Source organism: Kitasatospora sp. NPDC085879, from assembly GCF_040686255.1.
In the GTDB taxonomy this organism is placed as follows: Bacteria; Actinomycetota; Actinomycetes; order Streptomycetales; family Streptomycetaceae; genus Kitasatospora.
Genome location: NZ_JBFBJZ010000164.1, coordinates 1 through 3,948 on the forward strand (window position 1 = coordinate 1; position 3,948 = coordinate 3,948).

Annotated in this window: 1 protein-coding gene and 1 pseudogene; both read right to left on the reverse strand. The window is 70.8% G+C overall.

Annotated features, from left to right (window positions below; genetic code table 11):
* Nucleotides 1-76 precede the first annotated feature (76 nt).
* Nucleotides 77-3,208, reverse strand: coding sequence for a nitrate- and nitrite sensing domain-containing protein (locus tag AB0P35_RS41610; protein ID WP_363521701.1), 3,132 nt, complete (start codon nucleotides 3,206-3,208; stop codon nucleotides 77-79).
* Nucleotides 3,209-3,854: 646 nt separating this feature from the next.
* Nucleotides 3,855-3,948 (reverse strand): annotated as a pseudogene (locus AB0P35_RS41615) (ATP-binding protein); the annotation flags it as partial.

A 3,948-nucleotide genomic window follows, 5' to 3' on the forward strand; every position in this document is an offset into this window, starting at 1 on the left:
CACCCCGGGGGTGTTGTCCACGAAATTGGTGATCAGCCAGTTCAGGTTCTGTGCGGCCTGGCTCATCTGACTCAACTCAACGCTCCTGGTGGTTCGAGCCGCCGAAGAGATCGGTGCTGCTGTTCTGGTTGCTGCCGCGACCCTGGTTCGGGTCGAAGCGGAAGCTGCCGGTGGCCCCCGGGTCACCGCCGGCGCTGCGTCCCTGCTCGACGCCGCGGCGCAGGTTGGTGAGCCGGCCGCGCACCTCCTCCGGGTTGCGCGAGACCTGCGGGCCTTCCTGCGGAGTCGGCTTGGCGTTGCCGGGCACGAGGTTCTGCTTGGGCACCCGGCGCGGCAGACCCGCCTGGGTGGTGCCGCTGGTCGAGGGCTCGCGGACCTGCTCGGCCCGCTGCCAGCCGCCGTCGTTGGCGGACTGCCAGGCGCTCGACGTGGTCGGGCCGGTCGGGCCGTAGCCACCGAGCGCGGACACGTCGTGGCCGCGGTTCTCCTCGGAGTCGGAGGTGTCCTTGGCACCGGTGAACCAGTTCGGCTTCTCCTCGCCGCCGCCGAAGGCAGCGGCACCGCCGCCGCCACCGGCGCCACCGCCGGCCAGCTGCTGGCCCGGGCGCCGCTGCGGCAGGCCGCCGCCGGACGCGGGCGCCGGGGGCAGCGCAGGCGGCTCCTCGGCCCCGTACGGGTGCCCGGCGGGCCGGTCGGCCTCGCCGTAGCCGTACGGCTGGTAGGCGTCCTCCTGGGGGCCCTGCTGCTGCGGGATGCCCTGGTAGCCGCCCCGGTCGTACTGGCCCTGGTACTGGTCGTAGCCGTCCTGGCCGTACTGGTCCTGGGCGTAGCCCTGGTCCTGGTAGCCGCCCTGCTCGTACTGGCCCTGGTACTGGTCGTAGCCGTCCTGGCCGTACTGGTCCTGGGCGTAGCCCTGGTCCTGGTAGCCGCCCTGCTCGTAGCCCTGGGGCTGGTACTCGTCGGCGTACGGGCCCTCGGTCGTCTCGATCGCCTCGGCGTCGATGACGTCGTCCGGGCTGCCGGGCTCCAGCGCGGCGGCGCGGCGGCGCTGCGTGCGCTGCATGGACTCCAGCGCGGGGCTGAAGCCGCCGGCGCCGGCACCGGTCAGGTGGTCGTCGAAGCCGAGCTCGGCGGCGCTGCGCTGGCTCCAGTCCTCCTGCCAGGCCTGGGTGGGCTCCTGCTCGGAGAAGATCCGGGAGACGGTGAACTGCTCCTCCGGCTCCGGCGCGGCGTTCATCTGGGTCAGGCCCACCGGGAGCATGACCAGCGAGGTGGTGCCGGCGGACTCGCCGGACGGGCGCAGCTGCACGCGGATGTCGTGCCGCTGGGACAGCCGGCCGACCACGAAGAGGCCCATGCGGCGGGAGATGGTGGCGTCGACCGTGGGCGGCTCGGCCAGCTTCTCGTTGATCTCCGCGAAGTCGTCGGCGGTGAGGCCGATGCCCTTGTCGTGGATCTCGACCAGGACGCGGCCGTCCGGGAGGCGGGTGGCGTTGACCAGGACCCGGGTCTGCGGGCTGGAGAACGTGGTGGCGTTCTCCAGCAGCTCGGCGAGCAGGTGGACGAGGTCGGTCACCGCGGCGCCGACGACCTCGGCCTCCGGGATGCCGGAGAGTTCGACGCGCTCGTACTGCTCCACCTCGGAGGCGGCGGCGCGGAGCACGTCGACCAGCGGGACGGGGGTGTTCCAGCGGCGGCCGGGCTCCTCGCCCGCGAGGACGAGGAGGTTCTCACCGTTGCGGCGCATACGGGTCGCCAGGTGGTCCAGCTTGAAGAGGTTCTCCAGCTGGTCCGGGTCGGCCTCGTTGTTCTCCAGGTCGGTGATCAGCGCCAGCTGGCGCTGGATCAGGCTCTGGCTGCGGCGCGACAGGTTGGAGAAGATCGCGTTCAGGTTGCCTCGGAGCAGGGCCTGCTCGGCGGCGAGCGACACCGCCTGCGCGTGGACCTGGTCGAAGGCTCGGGCGACCTCGCCGATCTCGTCCTTGCCGCGCAGCGGGATCGGCTCGACCGAGGTGTCGACCCGGTCCGGGTCGGTCTTGGAGAGCTTCTCGACCAGGTCGGGCAGACGGTGGTTGGCGATGTCCAGCGCGGCGGTGTTCAGGGTGCGCATGCCGAGGATCATCGAGCGGGCGATGAAGCCGGTGAGCAGACCGGCGAGCGCCAGTGCGGCGATCACGATGCCGGAGTTGAGGAAGGCGTCGGTCTGGGCGCGGTCCTTGATGTTCTGCGCGTCGCCGACGACCTCGTTCAGCAGCGCGGATTCCGTGGCGCGCAGGGCGTTCATGTGGCCGGCGGAGGCCTGGTTCCAGTTCTGGACGGTCAGACCGGCGTTCTTCGCGTTCTCGAAGAGCTTCTCCGCCGCGTCCTTGCCGTCCTGCTGGCCGCGCATGGCGGCGTCGGAGTAGGCCAGGCCGATGTTCATCAGGCCGTTGACGGTCGGGATGGTCTGGTTGTCGGGCATCCGCAGCGGGGCGCGCTGGTCGGCCGCGGCCTGGGCGACCAGGGCGTCCGCGAAGACCTTGGCGTCGTCGGCGGTGGAGCCGGTGGAGAACTCGCTGATGGCGGTCGTCTCGAGCTTGCTCGCCACCAGGAGCGAGATGATCAGTTCCTGGTTCTCGTACCGGCTGACGGTGCCCTGGGCGATGCCGGCGAGCAGGTTGATCATCAGCGCACGCTGGGTCGAGGCGGAGGCCTTGGCCAGCGACATGGCGTAGATCGCGCGGCCCTTGCTCGTGACGCTGGAGCTGCCGAAGCCGACGGAGTTGTCGATGGCCAGCAGCGGGGCGAACATCACCGAGTAGGCGGCCTGGGTGGCGGAGGCGAGCAGCTCCGGCTTGTAGGCGTTCTCGCGCAGGTGCGGGAGGAAGACGACGAGCTGCTGGAAGGCCGCGTCGCGGCGCTTGAGCGTCTCGTCGTCGGAGATCTTGCCGTAGGCCGTGTTGTACGCCTTGAGGGAGTCGTCGGTCTTCTTGCGGAGCTCACCGAGCCGGCCCTGCGGGTCGGAGCCGGTCAGGAGCGGCACGATCGAGAGGTCGCGCTCGTTCTCCAGGGCGTCCGCGAGGTCGGTCGCGGCGTGCGCGAGCTTCGCGGTCTTCACCGCGCGGTCGGCCTTGTGGAAGTCGTCCAGCGAGGTGTTGACGCGCAGGCCGCCGAAGACCAGGCCGATGATGACCGGCACCAGCAGAATGGCGATCAGTCGGGTCGGCACGCGCCAGTTCCGGGGGGCCAGGAACTCGTACCGGCCGCCGCCGTCGTCACCCGACTCGCCGGAGCCGGGCCTGCCGGCCGGCCCCGGGGCGCTGCCCGGGCGATTGCCCGGGCCGCTGAGTATCTGGGGCGGCGGCGCGGCGGTGCCGCGCGGCTGCGGTCGGTCCTCGGCCGCCGTGAACGCGGAGAAGCCGGCCGGTGCCTGACCGCCGGGTCCCGACTCGTTCTGGCGGGGCTCGGACCGCCGCTGCGGGGTGTCTGGCTGCTTACGCCTCACTCGACAACAACCTCTCGGCCGATGGTGCGGCCATGAATCAATCCAGCGGCTACCCCCGCCGGCCGCAGCCCGCTGCTGGGTGGAACTGCCATATGGGGTGACTACGGGGTAGCTGGAATTTCAGCACGTGCAGGGATGCGGGACAAACAGCTCTCCGTGCCCGAGACGCGCTGAACAAATCGGACATTTGGGGGCAGTTTGGGACCAAACGAAAGGTCGACAGTGCACAGTGGATCGAAATCCTCACGCTGTGTCGCTGTTGATCTCGAAATGCCTACCGAACTGTTATGGACGGAGAAACGCGCGCCCGCTCCCGTGCCCGTCAGGGCACCGGAGCGGGCGCGCGGCATCATCGTCCTGGTTCCTGTCCCTAGCGGAGGCGGGCCAGGAGGGCGTGCTCGACGAGGGTGATGAGGGCGCTCTTGGCGCTGTCCCGGCGTCGGGCGTCGAGGGTGATGATGGGG